Source organism: Massilia sp. CT11-108 (assembly GCF_047302915.1).
Taxonomy (GTDB): Bacteria; Pseudomonadota; Gammaproteobacteria; order Burkholderiales; family Burkholderiaceae_D; genus Telluria; species Telluria orientalis.
In genome coordinates this window covers 1-416 of sequence record NZ_JBKYMO010001278.1, presented here as the reverse complement: position 1 = coordinate 416, position 416 = coordinate 1, and the positions used below count along the sequence as shown (strand labels likewise).

General features: G+C 74.0%; 1 protein-coding gene. It reads right to left on the bottom strand.

Annotated features, from left to right (window positions below; translation table 11 throughout):
* On the bottom strand, positions 1-416 hold a 416-nt coding region (locus tag ACEN88_RS34395; protein WP_413346888.1), incomplete at both ends, for a DUF1501 domain-containing protein.

Genomic DNA, 416 nt, shown 5'->3' with positions numbered 1-416 from the left:
CACCGGGCCGATGCCCAGCAGCCGGCTGGGCGACTGCGGGCCGGGCAGCGCGGCCACGAGGCGGTTCATCCAGCCGTCCGGCGTGTTCTTGCGGCCCGGCGTCGCGGATTCCATGTAGTCCTGCGCGTCGAAGTGGGAACGCGTGGCGTCCGGCGAACCGCTGGCGTGCACGAACGCGAGCTTGCGCGCGGCCCACAGCGGCTGCAGGCTGGCCAGCGCGGGATGCAGGCCGAAGTAGCCGTCCAGGTCCAGCGCCCCGCCCTCCATGCCGGGCGCCGCGAGGCCGATCGTGGGGCGCAGGCGCAGGTAGTTCCCGTCGCCGACGGGCGCCACGACGTTCAGGCCGTCGACGGCGCCGCGCAGCATCACGACGATGAGTTTTTTGTTCGTGGGGCCGGCCGCGGCGCGTGGGCTGG